Annotated in this window: 1 protein-coding gene; it reads right to left on the bottom strand. The window is 64.1% G+C overall.

Annotated features, from left to right (window positions below; translation table 11 throughout):
- On the bottom strand, nucleotides 1-619 hold a 619-nt coding region (locus tag ABD323_RS43690; protein ID WP_344447569.1), incomplete at both ends, for a carbohydrate ABC transporter permease.

The following is a 619-nucleotide window of genomic DNA, read 5'->3' as shown; positions in this document are numbered from 1 at the left end:
TTCCACTGCCCGAGCAGGTTGAAGATGCCGACGCTGATCAGGCCGGGCTTGGCCATCGGCACCATCACCCGGAAGAACGCCCGCGAGTGCGAGCAGCCGTCCAGCATGGCCGCCTCGTGGATCGCGGTCGGCAGGGTGCGGAAGAACGAGTGCAGGAAGAACACGGTGAACGGCAGCGAGTACGCCCTGTACACCAGGATCAGGCCCGCGTAGCTGTTCAGACCGAGGTAGGGGCTGATCTCACCGAGGTTGCGGACCATGAAGAACAGCGGGACGAGCGCGAGGTAGACGGGGAACATCGCGCCCGCGACGAACAGGAAGTAGATCGGCCGGTTGCCCTTGAACTCGTAGCGGGCCAGCACGTAGGCCGCCATCGCACCGAGCAGCATGGTCAGGGTGAGCGAACCCGCGAGCACGATCAGGGTGTTGGCGAAGTAGCCGCCGATGCCCTTCTCCCAGGCGGTGCCGAAGTTCTTGAAGCTCCACTCGGTGGGCCAGCTCCAGGCACTGGTGTTGATCTGGGAGTCGGTCTTGAACGACCCGAGCACCACCCAGGCCAGCGGGAAGATGATCATCACGGCCCAGATGGCCAGGAAGCCGTGCGAGAACACGTTCAGCA

The sequence above is a fragment of the Kitasatospora nipponensis genome, from assembly GCF_039528135.1.
Lineage (GTDB): Bacteria > Actinomycetota > Actinomycetes > Streptomycetales > Streptomycetaceae > Kitasatospora > Kitasatospora nipponensis.
The sequence above is the reverse complement of the archived record's forward strand: the minus strand, read 5'-3'. Positions and strand labels throughout refer to the sequence as shown.